Here is a 15,779-nt window from a genome sequence, read left to right as displayed (position 1 = left end):
TATTAAAAACTGCTGTTTTCAGGCGGAATGTGGCGGGGCGGTAATTCAGAAAATATGGTTCAGACGCGCACAACGCGGATGACGCCACTCAGATGCTTGACGCTGCGCATAATCTTTGCGAGATGGCCGCGATCTTCTACCTGAATCGTGAAATGGATGTTTGTCATGTCATTGGCATCGCCATCTTCCATATTCACATGACTGATATTTGCTTCTGACTCGCCTATGCCTGCTGCGATACGTGCGAGTGCGCCGCGTTCATTGTTGACGGTGACGATGATACGAGTATCAAAACTGCGGTTCAGTTCTTCACCCCAGGTAACGTCGATCCAGCGGTCAGGCTCTTTGAAATGCATGCGTTTTGCATGTTCACAATCATCGGTATGCACCACCAGACCCTGATCGCGTTTTAACTGGCCGATGATGTTGTCGCCCGGAATCGGCATGCAACATGGTGCAAGTTGTACTGATAAACCTTCGCTGCCATAAATGATCACAGGCTCGCGTTTGTAATTTTGTTTGTCGCCGAATTGTTGGAAAGGGAAGGGCGAGTCATCTTCCACCAGATCCAGAATATGTCGCGCCACCAGTGTTGCCATGCGTTTGCCTATACCGATATCAGTATAGATTTCATCCATCTCTTTGGCGGTGGATTCATTGAGTAATTTATCGACCAACGCGCCCGGTAACTCCGGATTCAGATTGACTGCCACCAGCGCCTGAGCGAGCAATTGTTTACCCAGTTCAGTCGATTCATTCAGATTGATGGTGCGCAGATAATGGCGAATCGCAGAACGGGCTTTGCCCGTGCGCACATAAGTCAGCCAGTTCGGTGTCGGCCGAGAGCCGGGTGACGTAATGATTTCGATGATGTCGCCATTTTTTAATTCTGAGCGCAATGGCACCGGCTCGTGATTGATGCGCGTCGCAATCGCCTGATTGCCGATGTCGGTGTGAATGTTGTACGCAAAATCCAGCGCCGTCGCGCCACGTGGCAGGGCGATGATCTTGGATTTTGGTGTGAAGACATAGACCGAATCCGGGAACAGATCGATCTTCACGTGTTCTAAAAATTCTGCCGAATCGCCCGTCTGTTTCTGTATATCGAGTAAAGACTGTAGCCATGCGTGCGTGCGTTGCTGTAAATCCGTAAGACTGCCTTCGGCGTCTTTGTAGAGCCAGTGTGCTGCGACGCCTGATTCGGCAACGCGGTGCATTTCCTGAGTGCGGATCTGAAATTCGACCGGCGTGCCGTACGGACCGATCAGTGTGGTGTGCAGCGATTGATAACCGTTGGTTTTGGGAATCGCTATATAGTCTTTAAACTTGCCCGGCATGGGCTTGTACAGCGCATGCAAGGTACCGAGGGCATAATAACTCTCGCGGAAATTTTCGACGACGATGCGAAAACCGTAAACATCCAGTACCTGAGAAAAACTCAAATGTTTATCCTGCATTTTGCGGTAAATGCCATACAGCGTTTTTTCGCGGCCATAGACTTCTGCATGCAGACCCGCTTCTTTCAGCGAGTTTTTCACTGCTTCCAGGATTTTACTGACGACTTCACGACGATTGCCACGTGCGGCTTTCACGGCTTTGGATAAAGTCCGGTAGCGCATCGGATACAAATGCGAGAAAGCTAAATCCTGTAATTCGCGATAAATGTTATTGAGGCCAAGTCTGTGCGCAATCGGCACATAGACATCCATCGTTTCGCGTGAAATGCGGCGTTTTTTTTCCGAGCGCATCACGCCCAGCGTACGCATATTGTGCAGGCGGTCTGCCAGTTTAACGAGAATAACGCGCACATCGCGCGCCATCGCCAGCAACATTTTGCGGAAATTCTCTGCCTGCGCCTCGATCTGACTCTGAAACTCGATTTTTTCGAGTTTCGATAACCCATCCACCAAGGTGGCGACCGGAGCGCCGAAGCGTTCAATCAGTTCTTCTTTTTTGACATCCTGATCTTCCATGACGTCGTGCAACAGCGCCGCCATGATCGCTTGCACATCCAGCTTCCATTCGGCGCAGATTTCGGCGACAGCGATAGGATGAGAAATGTAGGGCTCGCCGGATTTGCGCACCTGACCCAGATGTTTTTCATCAGAAAAACGATAGGCTTCCTTAATCAGCTTGAGGTCGCCAGGCGACATGTATTCTGCGAGACGAGCAGACAGCGCCGTCGTTGAGGCGACACCGACAACAGGTGCAGGTACCTTTAGATTGGCTTCAGTCGAAGTTGTGGCGTTTTTTTTTGCGCTGCTCTGCGGCGTGGCCGCTGATGGAGGCGGGGCGGTATCAGGTTCGGCCGGTTTACTCAGAGATGAAGAGGTTTCTGTTGCGTTCATTCTGTTTTTCCGGCCGATAAAGGTAGGTACTTTGATTTTTCGCGTAATGCGAAATTACATAGGAACTTTTTTCAGCATCTCAATACCGATTTTGCCAGCAGCGATTTCGCGCAGAGCAACAACGGTAGGTTTGTCTTTTGCTTCAACCTTTGGTGTGTGACCTTGCAGTAACTGGCGTGCGCGATAGGTTGCGCACAGTGTCAGCTGGAAACGATTAGGGATTTGTTTCAACGCGTCTTCAATGGTAATACGTGCCATATTTTTTCCTAAATACAAATGATACAAATAATTTTTTGAATTAATTCGGATTGGCGTGGATGCCAAGTTGGGCAAACAATTCGCTATTCCGTGTCGCCTGTTGAGTAAATCTGCAGCGGGTCGCTTTAACGATCGCATTCAACTCAGACAATGCAGTAGTAAAGTCTTGATTGATAATAACATATTCGAACTCAGGGGAGTGCGCCATTTCGCCGCCCGCGGCCAAAATCCGGCGTGTAATGACGTGAGGTTCGTCTTGCCCTCGTTTTTTTAGGCGTTCTTCCAAGGCAGGAATCGATGGTGGCAAAATGAAAATGCCGACGGCACCGGGAAATTGTTTGCGTACCTGCTGCGCACCTTGCCAGTCAATCTCCAGCAACACATCCGTACCGGCGCGCATTTGTTCTTCAATGATCAGCCGCGACGTGCCGTAGTAATTACCGTGAACTTCGGCATGCTCCAGAAATTCTCCGGCTTTTTCACGGGCAACGAAGTCTTCTACCGTTGTGAAGTGATATTCGCGCCCATCCTGTTCGCCTGGGCGCGGAGGACGTGTCGTCGATGAAATGGATAACTTGATTTGTGGTTCCTGCGCCAGTAAAGCATTCACCAGTGTGGATTTACCGGCGCCTGATGGCGCTGCAACGATGAACAGGCTGCCTGCAGTGGATGTGATAGGGCGCATAAGGATCTCTGGTTGGTATCGTCAGTGAAACATGAGGCAACAAAAACACAACGGCGGCATTATGTGCCGCCGGAGTTGTCGCTTCTTAAAATATCGGCGGCAGTATAAGCAAATGTGTCGCGTTATTCAAGGTTTTGTACCTGCTCGCGCATTTGCTCTATCAACAGCTTCAATTCCATTGATGCATCGGCCAATTCTTTGAGCGCCGCTTTGGAGCCTAGTGTATTGGCTTCACGATTAAGTTCCTGCATCATGAAGTCGAGACGTTTGCCGACCTGTCCACCTTTTTTCAGAATGTGGCGTGTCTCTGTCAGATGTGCGGATAAGCGGGCAAGTTCTTCTGCGACGTCGACGCGGATGCCGTATACAGTGACTTCCTGACGAATTCTGTCGAACGCTTCTTCACGGGTGATGGTCTGGGCGGTGTTGTTGCCATTGGCTGGTAAAGCCAATCCCAGCGCCTCTTCGAGCCGCGCAACAGATTTCTGCTGAAATTGCTGCAACATTTGCGGCATCAGAGGTTTGATTCTTTCGACGATTTCTTCCATCGCTGCTACCCGGCTGAGCAGTACCTGCTCCAGCGCTGCGCCTTCACGCTCACGACTGGTAATGAATGCTTCCAATGTGTCATTAATGCTACGGAGAATCGTATTCTGAAGGCTTTCTGCATTGATTTCAGCTTCCTCTATGACTCCGGGCCAGCGTAGCAATTCATTCATGGTGAAGGGGGGAGCATCAGGAAAGTGACTTTTCAGATTATTTTGAAAGTTGGTCAGTTGTCCGAGTATGGTTGCATTCAGCGCTTTGTTACTGGTTTCGGTGGTTTTTTTCCCGAAACTGAAACGACATTCAACTTTGCCGCGTACTAACTTGCGCGAGATCGCATCGCGGAACAATGACTCTACAGAGCGAAAATCATCATTGATGCGGAACTGCAGATCGAGAAAGCGGGAATTGACACTTTTGATTTCGATGGTGATCGTGCCTGCATCGGTTTCCTGGGTGCTGGTCGCATAACCAGTCATGCTGTAAATGCTCAAGTTGTTTCCTTTTAGATAGTATGCTGATGGGCGCAAAAGGGAGTAAGAAGTTGTTACAAACCATTATAGTCTTTACAAACAGTGCGATTATCAACACAATCGCTTTTGTCTAAAGGATGGAAATATCAATGGCTGCACAAAATAACGCCCCCTTGCCAGATGGTCTGGAAATCGCCGGTTACCGCATTGTAAAGAAAATTGCCTCCGGTGGCTTCAGTATTGTCTATCTGGCGTCGGATGAAGACGGTAATGCAGTTGCTATTAAAGAGTACCTGCCGAGTTCGCTTGCTTTGCGTCAGCAAGGTGAGCTTGTGCCTGCAATTTCAAATGAAAATCTGCCTATCTACCGCATTGGCTTGAAATGCTTCTTTGAAGAAGGCCGGGCGCTTGCTCGTATTTCACATCCGAATGTGGTCAGCGTTGTTAATTTTTTCCGCGCGAACGAAACCGTGTATATGGTAATGGCGTATGAGTCTGGGCGATCATTGCAGGAACATATTTTACGTCGTCGCGATAAAGGTGAAAAACCACTGGTATCAGAGCGCTTCATCCGCCGCATGTTCAATCAGGTGATGAATGGTTTGCGCGAAGTGCATACTAATAAGTTGCTGCATCTTGACCTGAAGCCAGCCAATATTTATCTGCGTCTTGACGGTACACCGATACTGCTGGATTTCGGCGCTGCGCGTCAGACATTGAAAACAGATATCCCGAAACTGTATCCAATGTACACTCCCGGCTTTGCAGCCCCGGAGTTATATCAAAAAAATGGTAGCCTTGGTCCCTGGACTGATATTTACAGCATCGGCGCTTCTATTTTTGCGTGCATGATCGGTGCCCCACCTCAACCGGCAGATCAGCGATTGACCAATGACAAAATGGAGGCGCATTTCCGCAAGCTCGAAGGTATGTATTCTCCTGAGCTGATTGAAGTTGTCCGCTGGTGTCTGAAGCTGGATCCATTGGAGCGACCACAGAGCGTATTTGCATTGCAGAAAGCACTGGCGATTAAAGCGCAACCAGCGCCGGAGCTGAGTTCGTTTGGCAAAATGAAATTGAAAATTACGTCTTTTCTTAAAAAATATAAGAAAAAGAAACCAGAGAGTGACCATACAACGATACAAGAAAGCACATTGAATTAACGATGTTTGTGATTGTGCTGTCGGGTTACCTTTTTTATTAATTGTTATTTAAAGCATTACTACTGTTCATGCGCTTTTCCGTTTATCAAGAAAGTCACATTGGCGGCCGCAAGGTCAATCAGGATCGCATGGGGTATAGCTTCACCCGCGACGCGATTTTGTTGCTATTGGCAGATGGCATGGGCGGTCACATCCTTGGCGAGATGGCGGCTGCCATCGCTATGCAGACGATAGGTTCGCTATTTCAGCAGCAGGCACATCCTTTGGTTGGACGCCCGGAGCGATTTCTGGAGGACAGTTTTTTAGCGGCACATCAGGAAATACATCGTTATCGCACGATGAATAATCTGCCGGAAACGCCACGCACCACCATCGTTGCCTGTTTGATTCAGAACGGATACGCATATTGGGCGCACTGTGGTGATTCTCGTTTGTACTGGATGCGTCAAGGTCAGATACTTTTACGGACAAAAGATCATTCTCGTCTGGAAACGCTGATTGCACAGGGTAAGGTAGACCCGTCAGAGCGTCACACGCATCCTGATCGCAATAAGTTGTTCAACTGTCTGGGTGCACCGAATGCACCTATTGTTGAACTATCGCGGCGTGCAGCGTTACAGCCGGGCGATATTATTCTGCTTTGCTCAGACGGCTTCTGGTCTATGTTGCCAGATCATATGCTGGCTCAACGTCTGCACGAACACACTATTGTTCGTGCAATTCCGGAACTGATCCGCTCAGCGGTCAGTATTGCTGGCAAACACAGCGACAACACGACGGCGCTGGCGATGATGTGGGAAGGTGATAACAGACTGGAGGATTCCTCTATTATTTCCACCAATACTTTACCTATTGGTTCCATTACGACTACCATACAGGCACCTGTTGATCCAGATGTCGCTCCGGATAGCGCAGAACACGATATTTTCAATGATGCAGAGATCGAAAAAGCGATTGCCGAAATCCGCAATGCGATCCATAAGTCATCCCGTATTACTTCTAAAGATTAATTTATGCCTCATATTCAACGCCCTAGCGGCCGCGCAGCGGATGCTTTGCGGCCTGTCGTTATCAGCCGCCATTTTACGAAACATGCCGAGGGTTCTGTACTAATAGAGTTTGGCGATACCCGCGTGATTTGCACCGCCAGTATTGAAGATAAAGTTCCCGGCTTTCTGAAGGGAAAAGGGCAGGGCTGGCTCACGGCAGAATACGGTATGCTGCCAAGATCCACGCACACGCGTATGGACCGCGAAGCGGCCAAGGGTAAGCAATCCGGACGCACTCAGGAAATTCAACGGCTGATAGGGCGTTCTTTACGCGCCGCATTTGATTTGAATGCATTTGGCGAACGTACTTTGCATCTCGATTGCGACGTGATTCAGGCCGATGGCGGAACACGTACTGCTGCAATTTCTGGTGCAATGGTTGCTGCTTATGATGCATTCTCTAAACTGGTTGCCAATGGTGTGATTGCGCAGGTTCCGCTCAAAAATTTTGTCGCGGCAGTTTCTGTCGGTGTTTATCAGGGGCTCCCAGTACTGGATCTCGATTATCCTGAGGATTCCAATTGTGATACCGATATGAATGTGGTGATGACCGATGCCGGGCATTTTATCGAAGTTCAAGGGACTGCCGAAGGTGTTGCGTTTGATCGTGGCACGATGAATCAATTGCTTGATCTTGCTGAAAGTGGCATTAATGATCTCATCGATTTGCAAAAACAGGTACTCGGTTTATTGGAAAGCTGAGTAGATTGCGATGACAAAAAAAATCGTACTGGCCTCCAATAATCAAGGAAAGCTGAAAGAGTTTTACCAGATACTTTCGCCACTTGGCGTTGAGCTGCATTCGCAGTCAGAGTTTGACGTGCCGGAAGCAGATGAGCCCTTTTTCAGTTTTATCGAAAATGCGCTTGCCAAAGCCCGGCATGCATCGAAACTGACGGGTTTGCCAGCGCTGGCGGATGATTCAGGCATCTGCGTGAATGCCTTACAAGGCGCTCCCGGTGTATTTTCTGCCAGATATGCCGGTGAACCGAAATCGGATCTCAGAAATAATCAGAAGCTGATCGCTGATCTGCAAAATAAGGCTGATAAATCTGCCTACTATTATTGCGTGCTGGTTCTGGTTCGTTCAGAACACGATCCTCAACCTGTGATCGCTGATGGTGTCTGGAATGGCGAAATTGTTGCCAGTGCGCGTGGTGAGAATGGTTTCGGATATGATCCACATTTCTGGATTCCTTCGCTGAACAAAACTGTCGCAGAACTATCTGCCGAACAAAAAAATCAGTTATCGCACCGAGGCCAGGCGTTGCGTGCATTGTTTGAGAAATTGAAATAAATGATTCCGATTAAACCGGTTTCTCAGTTAACTGGCACAGTGCGACCAACGACGGATATCTCCCAAATTCCACAAGATGTTGCAACAAAATTTTTGTCTCCGGGCAGTTTGAATCTGTCAGTGTTGCCACCGCTGTCTTTATATATTCACTTTCCCTGGTGTGTCAGAAAATGCCCCTACTGTGATTTTAATTCGCATGAAGTAAAGGGGAATTTTGATGAAGATGCTTATCTGACGGCACTGCGCGCAGACCTTGAAGCTTCGCTACCCCTGATATGGGGTCGTAAAATTTATACGGTATTTATTGGCGGAGGCACACCAAGCCTGATGTCGGCTGCGGGTGTTGATCGCTTGTTATCGGATATCCGCACATTATTACCGATAGATGGTGCCGCAGAAATTACGCTGGAAGCGAATCCCGGAACTTTTGAAACCGAAAAATTCCGTTCGTTCAGACAGAGCGGAATTAATCGCTTATCGGTAGGCATACAAAGTTTCAACTCACAGCACCTTGCTTTGTTGGGGCGTATTCATAACGGTGATGACGCTAAACGTGCAATTGATATTGCCAGAACACATTTTGATAATTTCAATCTCGATCTGATGTTTGCATTGCCGGGACAAACGCTGATTGAAACGCAGCAAGACATTGATATGGCGCTGTCTTTTGCTCCGCCACATTTATCCCTGTATCACCTGACGTTAGAGCCGAATACCTATTTCGCCAAATATCCACCCGCGATTCCTGATGATGACACCAGTGCAGAAATGCAGGAGTTGATACACGCGAAGATGGCAGATGCTGGTTATGTTAACTACGAGGTGTCGGCGTATGCGCAACCTGGTAAAGCGTCCCGACACAATCAGAATTACTGGAACTTCGGTGATTATCTGGGGATCGGTGCAGGCGCTCATTCTAAACTGTCATTTCCACATCGCATCATGCGTCAGGCTCGCTTCAAACAGCCGAAAGCATTTATTGAGGCGAGTATGGCTGGTAATGCAGTCCAGGAATCGAATGAAATCGATGCACGCGATTTGCCATTTGAATTTATGCTGAATGCCTTACGTTTGAATCAGGGGTTTCCTGTCAATTTGTTTCAGGAACGTACTGGTCTGCTGCTGAATTCCATCGAAAAAGAATTACAACTTGCCGAGAAAAAAGGACTGATACAACGAGATCATCAGACAATTTCACCAACCCCGACGGGGAGGTTATTTTTGAATGATCTTCAGGAAATTTTCTTGCGTGATGTGTAATTCGATGTACCAATCATCTATCCCCTCTTTTTTACCTGTCATGAATTCGCAGCAGCAGTTGTCCGCGATTTATCCTGATTTTGGTGCTATGTCTCAGAGTGTTGTATTCAGCATGCTGGAGCACTGGCAGAGCACAAGTTTTTTCGACAGACTCGCTGATATCAGCTATTTCGTTTCCGTTCAAGATCTGCAAGAAATACCCGCAGATTTGCATACCAGTCTGTCTGGTTCCCGAATCGTCCTCTGCGTGCCTGATGAACTATGTGCTGAAGAGTCGAATCACGCCAAGTTGAATAACATCGTCAAGAGCGGATTCAGAATTGTCACTGATCAGTTAAGCGCGCAAACGGAATTGCGTTGGACGGATGCCAGGCACGTCGCGATCGACTGTGCTAATGGCGTGTCATTCAATTGCAAGCCCTTGATAACACGTCTTAGTGGCGGTCAGCATTGGGCGAAACAAATCTCGTCTTCGATAGAGATGGAGCAAGCAAAGCAAGCAGGCTTTACTTTGTTTTCAGGAGATTATGCGTTTAATCCGCCAGCAAAAAATAAATCGGCGGATAGCTCGGCACGCACACGTTTGCTGAAACTACTTGGGTTGCTTTCCCGTGATGCAGACACTGATGAACTTGAGAGTTTAATAAAACAAGATCCCACCTTGTCTTTCATGTTGTTCAAACTAGTCAGTTCTGCTGCTTTCAATCAACCGGTGCGCGTTTCATCCTTTGGTCAAGCCATTAGTTTATTGGGTCGCAGGCAATTGCAGCGCTGGTTGCAGTTGCTGTTGTATGCGCGTCAGCAGGAGCAGGGTGGTGCGCTTAACCCCTTGATGGCACGAGCCGCTTTTCGCGCCAGCATGATGGAAGCTGTATTTCAGAAGCTTGGCGCAAGTAAAGACGATCTGGATGGCGCATTTATGGTCGGTATGTTTTCCTTGCTGGATAAATTGTTCGGTAGCGCGTTGTCGGAGGTGCTACAGCCTTTGCAATTGCGTGACGATATTTTGCAGGCATTGTTATACAGATCTGGAAAACTGGGGCAGTGCCTTTGTTTAGTTGAACTCGCAGACCGCACTAACTCCATCGCGTTATACGAACAATCCAGATTATTGGAGTTAGATGCAGATAGCTATTACGATTGTATTTTTGACGCGTACGTTTGGGTCAATCAGGTTTGCCGGGATATGTGATGATGGAAACATCTGTTGATGTACTTAATCTGAGTCTTGGCGTCACTTTGGGTGAGGTGGTTCTTAGTCTGGATGGGCGTGATCTGGACAGTGAAATCAACCGGATTGCGCATACCTTATTTTCGGATGGGGCGCTCAGTTACGAACGCGGCACTGTTGCTCCCAGGTTGCCCGGGCAGGGATTTTGTGTTTCTGTTTCACCTGAAACTTACTATCTGCTCGCCGCTAAACAAGGTGTTTATTCCGAAGCAGATCTGGAAAAAGTGAATGTGTTGGCAACGTTGACTGCCCGTCTGTTTGCTAAACGTCAGCATCTTTTGCAGCAACAAAATATGAATTTGCAACAACATATGTTGCAGACGCAGATACTGGATCAGATTCATGAATCGGTGATCACGATGGACTTAGCCGGCTTCATCCTGAGCTGGAATCGCGGTGCCGAAAAATTATTTGGTTATCGCTCTGACGAAGTGCTCGGAAAAAATATTCTGTTCTTGTACGACAATGAAGAGTCAGATGATGGGGAGCCAGCATTTTTCGATCATTTTCTGGCGCATGGTGGTCGCGAGATGGAGGTGCGCCGCCGAAAAAAGTCAGGGGAGGTGTTCTGGGCCAGCTTGACCTTGTCTACGCTCATCAGTCAGGATAATCAGCCAGTCGGCATTGTAGGATATCTCAGTGATATCACCCAACGCAAAGAAGCAGAACTAAAAATTAATCGCCTTGCTTATTTCGATACACTGACGCAACTTCCCAACCGTAGTTTGTTTAAACAACTGGTTGATCAGTCTTTACAGCAATTGCGACGTAAACAAACGAGCGGTGCATTGCTCTTTATCGATTTAAACCGCTTCAAGCCTGTGAACGATACTTTCGGGCGCCAGATTGGCGATGCTTTGTTGATGCAGGTTGCCAGACGTTTCCAGCAAACTCTGCGAAACGAAGACATTATTGCGCGTTTGGGTAGCGATGAATTTGCCATCGCTTTAACCGATGTGAATCAGTATTATCACGCCAGCCTTGTCGCGCAAAAAATTCTCTCATCCCTTGATTCTGCATTTGATATCGGCATACATGAGCTGCGCGTCAGCGCCAGTATCGGTATCAGTCTGTTTCCGGAGGATGGAATGGACGCGGATAGCTTGTTGCAACGTGCAGATATTGCGATGTTTAAGGCAAAGCGTAATGGCGCTGGTATTTCGGGCAGTTATGCGTTTTACAGTCAGGGCATGGATGCACACATTGCCGGAAAGTTATTTCTTGAATCTGGCTTACGCAAAGCGCTTCATCAGCAAGAATTTTTCCTGGTGTATCAACCGAAGATCGATGTGCAGACGCGCGCCTTGGTTAGTGTAGAGGTGCTCCTGCGTTGGCAACATCCTGAGCGCGGTTTAATCTCTCCATCGGAGTTTATTTCTATTGCTGAAGAGACCGGACTGATTCTGCAGATTGATGCATGGGTCTTAAACTCAGCCTGCCAGCAAGCCAAATTATGGCAGGATGCAGGCCTGACTCCGTTCAGAATCGCAGTGAATTTGTCAGCTAATGAATTCACCAGTGGCTTACCATCGAAAATTGAAGCGGTACTGCGGCAATATCAGATTTCACCAGACTGGCTGGAGCTTGAAATCACTGAAAGCATGCTGATGCACAACACCGAGAGTGTGATCGAGATTATGGAGCAACTGGTTGCACTTGGCGTTAGTCTTGCGCTGGACGATTTTGGTACTGGCTACTCCAGTCTTTCGTATCTGAAGCGCTTTCCAATCTCATCCATCAAAATTGATCGTTCTTTTGTGCAGGGCATCCCTGCAGACGCGAGTGATTGTGCAATTGCGAGTGCAATTATTGTCATGGCACACCAACTGCAGTTGAAAGTGGTTGCGGAAGGGGTAGAGGCAACGGAGCAGTATCAATTTCTGAGTGCGGCATCTTGCGATGAAGTGCAAGGCTTCCTGTTTTCAAGGCCTACATCGCCGCAAGAGATTGTGAATCTGATCGGTAAAGTCTTTTAAGGCAAAAAATCGTCGCTGAGGCTTGTTTTGAGTGCCGCTATCAGGATATAATGCGAGGCTCGGAAGCTTGGCAGAGCGGTTGAATGCACCAGTCTTGAAAACTGGCGAGGTGTTAAAGCCTTCGTGAGTTCGAATCTCACAGCTTCCGCCAAGAACATGTAAAGAGGGGTGAAATCAAGTAAGATTTCACCCCTTTTTCTTTGTGTAATCAACCTCTTAGCGTTATTTTTCGCAAAACGACGTAAAGCTATGTAAAAGGTAAGAAGTAGGTAGAATGTAGGTAACTTAAAAAATTTACCTACTTTTGCCATGGCACTGACTGCAAAGCAGATTGACGCTGCAAAACCCAAGGATAAGCCCTATAAAATTCGCGACATCGAGGGGCTATATCTCTATATCTCTGCCGCCGGATCAAAATCATGGAAGTGCGATTGTGATGTTGATGGCCGGCGCACGACGATCACGTATGGGAAGTATCCCGATCTTTCTCTTGCTGACGCCCGCCTGAAAAATCTTGAGCGTAAAAAAGCCCCGGTTGAGCGCGTAAAGACAGCGCCCACATTTCGAGATGTTGCGCGGGAGTGGCTTGAAAAGAAAGTTCCTTCGCTCTCCAATTCAAAACATCAGCATCAGACCATCACATCGCTAGAGCAATTTATTTCTAAAGTGGGTGATCTGGCGATCGATAAAATGCCGCGTACTACCCTGGTGAAGGCGATTCAGGAATTTGCGGATACGCCGGAAAGTGCCCGTCGATTGGCGGGCCGCGTGACTATGGTCATGGATTACGCAATGGATCTGGGCTATTTAGAGCAGCATTCGGCAAGCAATCTTACGCGGGTGTTGCCATCTGTTCGCGAGCGCCGTCACATGGCATGTATTGATATCAGTGATGCCCCCAAGTTGTTTAATGATATCCGTTCTATGGAGCAGGGCGTATCTAAGCAAGCATTGCTGCTGCTGGCATACACGTTTGTCCGGACGAATGAGTTGATTAAAGCAAAGCTGGATGAATTCGATTTTGAAAATAAAGTGTGGGTGATTCCTGCAGAGCGGATGAAGCTGCGAAAGCCACATGTTGTGCCGCTGACGCCGCAGTCAATGAGCATCATCACCGATCTGGCTGATATGACGTGTTCTGAATATTTGCTGGAATCACCCGTTCGGCGCGGCCAGCCGATTACTGACAACTCAATGCTGTTTGCGCTGTATCGCTTAGGGTATCGGGGAAAAATGACCGGCCACGGTTTCCGCGCGCTGGCGAGTACCGTATTGAATCAACAAACACAGTTTAATCGAGACTGGATAGAGCGGCAGCTCGCGCATAAAGAGACGGATGATGTGCGGCTGGCTTACAACCGCGCTGATTATTACGATCAGCGGGTTGTCATGATGCGGTGGTATAGCAATTGGATCGATGCTCAGATATGAGCCGTGTGCTGGCTGGCGAATGACTCAACATCTTCACGCTTCCAGCGCAGAAACCGCCCGACCTGGAATGGTTTAGGAAATACACCTTGCCGCCGCCATAGGTAAATCGTCTGGCGTGTGACTTGCAGATAGTCGATCACGTCTTTCTGTGTGAGTAGTTTATTCATGCTGCACCGCCTTTCGATTTTTCCAAAGCCTTTCTGCCATTGGAATATCGTTGCGCCAGTTTCTCTTCGTCAAACTCTGCCATTGCTTTGCAACATTCTGAGCAGTATCGATAGTGAAAAGGGGATTTGCCGCCGTACATGCCTACATGATGTCGATGCCGTTCATTCTTTACAATGGCTCCAAAACAATTGAAGCATTGATGATTCTTTGCGGCTATTACCATTTTGTTTGCGATAATCCTGTCATTTGGCTCGCCAAAATCACCTTCAAATAGTGGGTAATTTAAAATTCGTCTATCAGCAACTTCGGCATTCATGCTGCACCGCCTTTCAATTTAGCTACCTCGTCTGGATTTTCTGCGCGCCATTGCGCCCAGCTTTCATCAGTGAGCTTCCATTCAACCCATTCAGATGAATCTGGTTTTGGTTGGAATGGTGGGTCCCCAGCAGCGCAGCGCTCACAGCCGCATGTTGTTAAATGTTTCCAGCAGAAATAAAGACCGCAACCATCGCCACCATGAGGCTCTTCACTCATGCAAACGTATGAAAGGCCGCGATCAATTTTTTCATTGCATTCAGGGTGGTCACAAATTGCAGGAACTCCATATCCAATGTCGCGGTTCCAGTGACGATCGTATCCAATCGACCAACTCATGCTGCACCGCCTTTCAATACATCTGCCACATGTAGCTTGATGTCTTCGCAGAATGCTCGCGTTCCGCCGTGTGTCATTTGACATAGTCCACCGACAGCAAGGTGACTACATTTCTCTAGTGCATCACGCAACCGATCATTCTCTTTGCGTAGTACCTCGGTGTTGATTTCTATTATTGTCACTTCCGGTAGTGGCATAGCGCGAGTATTCCAGCGCGTCGCGACCGTATTAAAGTCTGAATCAATTAATCCAGCGCCGCAGGCGCATTCGATGACACATGACCCCGGATGGTCTGGCATTTTGAAGCCATCAATCTGGAAAGAATGACTATGGGCTTCTATATGATTAATCTCGGGTTGTTCGCCACAGAATGGGCATGGATCCAATGTGTACTTGCTCATGCTGCACCGCCATTCCAGCTACGCTCCGGCATCGCATCCCATCGACAAAAATCAATAAACGAGTCAAAACCATCGCCGTATTCTAAGAAGCGGTCATATCGAGCTGCATAGCGGCTAGGTTTGCGCACCACGCCCATATCACCATATTTCACTTCACTTGTCGGATGGCAGTTGTGAATTACTCCCGGCTTGTCTGAGTCAAAATTAACACCGATATAGTGGCCGCGATCGGCAGCGATAATGCCGGGTTTGCCTGATACAGTCACACGGCGTCCAAGCACTGCTGGGACACTATATTGATTACGCACGTATTGAAAGTTACTCATGCTGCGCCTCCATTACAAAGTGGATGATGCTCGCCATTGCAGAAGTCCCCCAGTTCCTTGCATCTGCATTGCGTGCTACCTTTTAACTCTTTAATCAACGCCGAGCGGTACTGCCCAAATGTCTGAAAACTGATTGCATAGCCATCGTCAGACAGCAGTTTTTGTATTTTTTGAATATTGCTTTGCAGTTGCTCGTTCTCTTTTTGCAGGGCTTCAACACTTGGATGCGACTCGTAAGCTAATCGGACTCTCCAACCACCTTTTAAGTTACGTTCATACGCTTCTTTTGTGGCGACAATCCAAACACCGGAAGGGTATGAACATTTGTAAATCAGATAAATAGGCTCTTGCTTCACTTCAGGCAGCGGCAGGGCGCGGATGGTCGTAGCAATGCGATGCTGAACTGGTCCAAACGCATCTCTTGAAAAATCGGGCATCTTCTCAGCGATCTGTGCGCACTGCTCACGTAATTGTTCGTAGCTCATCATTTACTCCTATCTGATTCAACCGCTC

At 48.0% G+C, this 15,779-nt stretch carries 18 protein-coding genes and 1 tRNA gene; 9 read left to right on the top strand and 10 right to left on the bottom strand.

Annotated elements, in window-relative coordinates; genetic code table 11:
* Nucleotides 1-59 precede the first annotated feature (59 nt).
* The 4 genes from KDM87_RS07100 to KDM87_RS07085 form a co-directional block, all read right to left on the bottom strand.
* Nucleotides 60-2,348 carry a RelA/SpoT family protein gene (locus KDM87_RS07100; RefSeq protein WP_212678419.1) on the bottom strand — a complete coding sequence of 763 codons (2,289 nt, stop codon included), beginning with the start codon at nucleotides 2,346-2,348 and terminating at the stop codon, nucleotides 60-62.
* Between the two features lie 54 nt (nucleotides 2,349-2,402).
* Complete coding sequence (gene rpoZ, locus KDM87_RS07095; protein WP_186883493.1) at nucleotides 2,403-2,606, bottom strand: DNA-directed RNA polymerase subunit omega; 204 nt, start codon at nucleotides 2,604-2,606, stop codon at nucleotides 2,403-2,405.
* A 40-nt stretch (nucleotides 2,607-2,646) separates the two neighbouring features.
* A complete protein-coding gene (gmk, locus tag KDM87_RS07090; protein WP_186898404.1) occupies nucleotides 2,647-3,291 on the bottom strand; it encodes a guanylate kinase in 645 nt (214 codons plus the stop codon).
* 122 nt (nucleotides 3,292-3,413) lie between these two features.
* A complete protein-coding gene (locus KDM87_RS07085; RefSeq protein ID WP_212678695.1) occupies nucleotides 3,414-4,316 on the bottom strand; it encodes a YicC/YloC family endoribonuclease in 903 nt (300 codons plus the stop codon).
* A gap of 143 nt (nucleotides 4,317-4,459) precedes the next feature.
* On the opposite strand from KDM87_RS07085, the gene KDM87_RS07080 reads away from it, so the two are divergent.
* The 9 genes from KDM87_RS07080 (at nucleotide 4,460) to KDM87_RS07040 (ending at nucleotide 13,717) form a co-directional block, all read left to right on the top strand.
* Nucleotides 4,460-5,473 (top strand): serine/threonine protein kinase, encoded by a 1,014-nt coding sequence (locus KDM87_RS07080; RefSeq protein ID WP_186898405.1) that lies wholly within the window; start codon nucleotides 4,460-4,462, stop codon nucleotides 5,471-5,473.
* 68 nt (nucleotides 5,474-5,541) lie between these two features.
* Complete coding sequence (locus KDM87_RS07075) at nucleotides 5,542-6,483, top strand: PP2C family protein-serine/threonine phosphatase (protein ID WP_212678418.1); 942 nt, start codon at nucleotides 5,542-5,544, stop codon at nucleotides 6,481-6,483.
* A 3-nt stretch (nucleotides 6,484-6,486) separates the two neighbouring features.
* A complete protein-coding gene (gene rph / locus KDM87_RS07070) occupies nucleotides 6,487-7,224 on the top strand; it encodes a ribonuclease PH (protein ID WP_212678417.1) in 738 nt (245 codons plus the stop codon).
* 10 nt (nucleotides 7,225-7,234) lie between these two features.
* On the top strand, nucleotides 7,235-7,819 hold the full coding sequence (rdgB, locus tag KDM87_RS07065; RefSeq protein WP_212678416.1) for an RdgB/HAM1 family non-canonical purine NTP pyrophosphatase: 585 nt from the start codon (nucleotides 7,235-7,237) through the stop codon (nucleotides 7,817-7,819).
* A complete protein-coding gene (gene hemW, locus KDM87_RS07060; protein WP_212678415.1) occupies nucleotides 7,820-9,079 on the top strand; it encodes a radical SAM family heme chaperone HemW in 1,260 nt (419 codons plus the stop codon).
* Nucleotides 9,080-9,083: 4 nt separating this feature from the next.
* Nucleotides 9,084-10,271: an HDOD domain-containing protein gene (locus tag KDM87_RS07055; protein ID WP_212678414.1), complete on the top strand. Its 1,188-nt coding sequence runs from the start codon at nucleotides 9,084-9,086 to the stop codon at nucleotides 10,269-10,271.
* On the top strand, nucleotides 10,271-12,286 hold the full coding sequence (locus tag KDM87_RS07050; protein ID WP_212678413.1) for a putative bifunctional diguanylate cyclase/phosphodiesterase: 2,016 nt from the start codon (nucleotides 10,271-10,273) through the stop codon (nucleotides 12,284-12,286). Before KDM87_RS07055 ends, KDM87_RS07050 begins: the two co-directional genes overlap by 1 nt.
* Before the next feature lie 61 nt (nucleotides 12,287-12,347).
* Nucleotides 12,348-12,437, top strand: a tRNA-Ser gene (locus tag KDM87_RS07045).
* A 158-nt stretch (nucleotides 12,438-12,595) separates the two neighbouring features.
* Nucleotides 12,596-13,717: a tyrosine-type recombinase/integrase gene (locus KDM87_RS07040; protein ID WP_212678412.1), complete on the top strand. Its 1,122-nt coding sequence runs from the start codon at nucleotides 12,596-12,598 to the stop codon at nucleotides 13,715-13,717.
* Here KDM87_RS07040 and KDM87_RS07035 read toward each other — a convergent pair.
* From KDM87_RS07035 to KDM87_RS07010, 6 genes are read right to left on the bottom strand one after another with little or no spacing between them, the layout of a single operon-like run.
* Entirely contained in the window at nucleotides 13,708-13,884 is a 177-nt protein-coding gene (locus tag KDM87_RS07035; RefSeq protein WP_212678411.1) for a helix-turn-helix transcriptional regulator, read from the bottom strand. The two genes, KDM87_RS07040 and KDM87_RS07035, sit on opposite strands and share 10 nt — an antisense overlap.
* Nucleotides 13,881-14,201, bottom strand: coding sequence for a hypothetical protein (locus KDM87_RS07030; protein WP_212678410.1), 321 nt, complete (start codon nucleotides 14,199-14,201; stop codon nucleotides 13,881-13,883). The genes KDM87_RS07035 and KDM87_RS07030 overlap by 4 nt, the downstream gene beginning before the upstream one ends.
* Nucleotides 14,198-14,539, bottom strand: coding sequence for a hypothetical protein (locus KDM87_RS07025; protein ID WP_212678409.1), 342 nt, complete (start codon nucleotides 14,537-14,539; stop codon nucleotides 14,198-14,200). Before KDM87_RS07025 ends, KDM87_RS07030 begins: the two co-directional genes overlap by 4 nt.
* Nucleotides 14,536-14,940, bottom strand: coding sequence for a Lar family restriction alleviation protein (locus KDM87_RS07020; RefSeq protein WP_212678408.1), 405 nt, complete (start codon nucleotides 14,938-14,940; stop codon nucleotides 14,536-14,538). The genes KDM87_RS07025 and KDM87_RS07020 overlap by 4 nt, the downstream gene beginning before the upstream one ends.
* Nucleotides 14,937-15,266: a hypothetical protein gene (locus KDM87_RS07015; protein WP_212678407.1), complete on the bottom strand. Its 330-nt coding sequence runs from the start codon at nucleotides 15,264-15,266 to the stop codon at nucleotides 14,937-14,939. The genes KDM87_RS07020 and KDM87_RS07015 overlap by 4 nt, the downstream gene beginning before the upstream one ends.
* A complete protein-coding gene (locus KDM87_RS07010) occupies nucleotides 15,263-15,751 on the bottom strand; it encodes a hypothetical protein (RefSeq protein ID WP_212678406.1) in 489 nt (162 codons plus the stop codon). The genes KDM87_RS07015 and KDM87_RS07010 overlap by 4 nt, the downstream gene beginning before the upstream one ends.
* Between the last annotated feature and the right edge of the window lie 28 nt (nucleotides 15,752-15,779).

Source organism: Cognatundibacterium rivi (assembly GCF_018139565.1).
In the GTDB taxonomy this organism is placed as follows: domain Bacteria; phylum Pseudomonadota; class Gammaproteobacteria; order Burkholderiales; family Burkholderiaceae_D; genus Undibacterium; species Undibacterium rivi.
The sequence above is the reverse complement of the archived record's forward strand: the minus strand, read 5'-3'. Positions and strand labels throughout refer to the sequence as shown.

Excerpts from the sequence above, each read along its gene's own strand:
- KDM87_RS07100 (WP_212678419.1), bottom strand. The coding sequence starts at position 2,348 with ATGAACGCAACAGAAACCTCTTCATCTCTGAGTAAACCGGCCGAACCT.
- rpoZ (WP_186883493.1), bottom strand. The coding sequence starts at position 2,606 with ATGGCACGTATTACCATTGAAGACGCGTTGAAACAAATCCCTAATCGT.
- gmk (WP_186898404.1), bottom strand. The coding sequence starts at position 3,291 with ATGCGCCCTATCACATCCACTGCAGGCAGCCTGTTCATCGTTGCAGCG.
- KDM87_RS07085 (WP_212678695.1), bottom strand. The coding sequence starts at position 4,316 with ATGACTGGTTATGCGACCAGCACCCAGGAAACCGATGCAGGCACGATC.
- KDM87_RS07080 (WP_186898405.1), top strand. The coding sequence starts at position 4,460 with ATGGCTGCACAAAATAACGCCCCCTTGCCAGATGGTCTGGAAATCGCC.
- KDM87_RS07075 (WP_212678418.1), top strand. The coding sequence starts at position 5,542 with ATGCGCTTTTCCGTTTATCAAGAAAGTCACATTGGCGGCCGCAAGGTC.
- rph (WP_212678417.1), top strand. The coding sequence starts at position 6,487 with ATGCCTCATATTCAACGCCCTAGCGGCCGCGCAGCGGATGCTTTGCGG.
- rdgB (WP_212678416.1), top strand. The coding sequence starts at position 7,235 with ATGACAAAAAAAATCGTACTGGCCTCCAATAATCAAGGAAAGCTGAAA.
- hemW (WP_212678415.1), top strand. The coding sequence starts at position 7,820 with ATGATTCCGATTAAACCGGTTTCTCAGTTAACTGGCACAGTGCGACCA.
- KDM87_RS07055 (WP_212678414.1), top strand. The coding sequence starts at position 9,084 with ATGTACCAATCATCTATCCCCTCTTTTTTACCTGTCATGAATTCGCAG.
- KDM87_RS07050 (WP_212678413.1), top strand. The coding sequence starts at position 10,271 with ATGATGGAAACATCTGTTGATGTACTTAATCTGAGTCTTGGCGTCACT.
- KDM87_RS07040 (WP_212678412.1), top strand. The coding sequence starts at position 12,596 with ATGGCACTGACTGCAAAGCAGATTGACGCTGCAAAACCCAAGGATAAG.
- KDM87_RS07035 (WP_212678411.1), bottom strand. The coding sequence starts at position 13,884 with ATGAATAAACTACTCACACAGAAAGACGTGATCGACTATCTGCAAGTC.
- KDM87_RS07030 (WP_212678410.1), bottom strand. The coding sequence starts at position 14,201 with ATGAATGCCGAAGTTGCTGATAGACGAATTTTAAATTACCCACTATTT.
- KDM87_RS07025 (WP_212678409.1), bottom strand. The coding sequence starts at position 14,539 with ATGAGTTGGTCGATTGGATACGATCGTCACTGGAACCGCGACATTGGA.
- KDM87_RS07020 (WP_212678408.1), bottom strand. The coding sequence starts at position 14,940 with ATGAGCAAGTACACATTGGATCCATGCCCATTCTGTGGCGAACAACCC.
- KDM87_RS07015 (WP_212678407.1), bottom strand. The coding sequence starts at position 15,266 with ATGAGTAACTTTCAATACGTGCGTAATCAATATAGTGTCCCAGCAGTG.
- KDM87_RS07010 (WP_212678406.1), bottom strand. The coding sequence starts at position 15,751 with ATGAGCTACGAACAATTACGTGAGCAGTGCGCACAGATCGCTGAGAAG.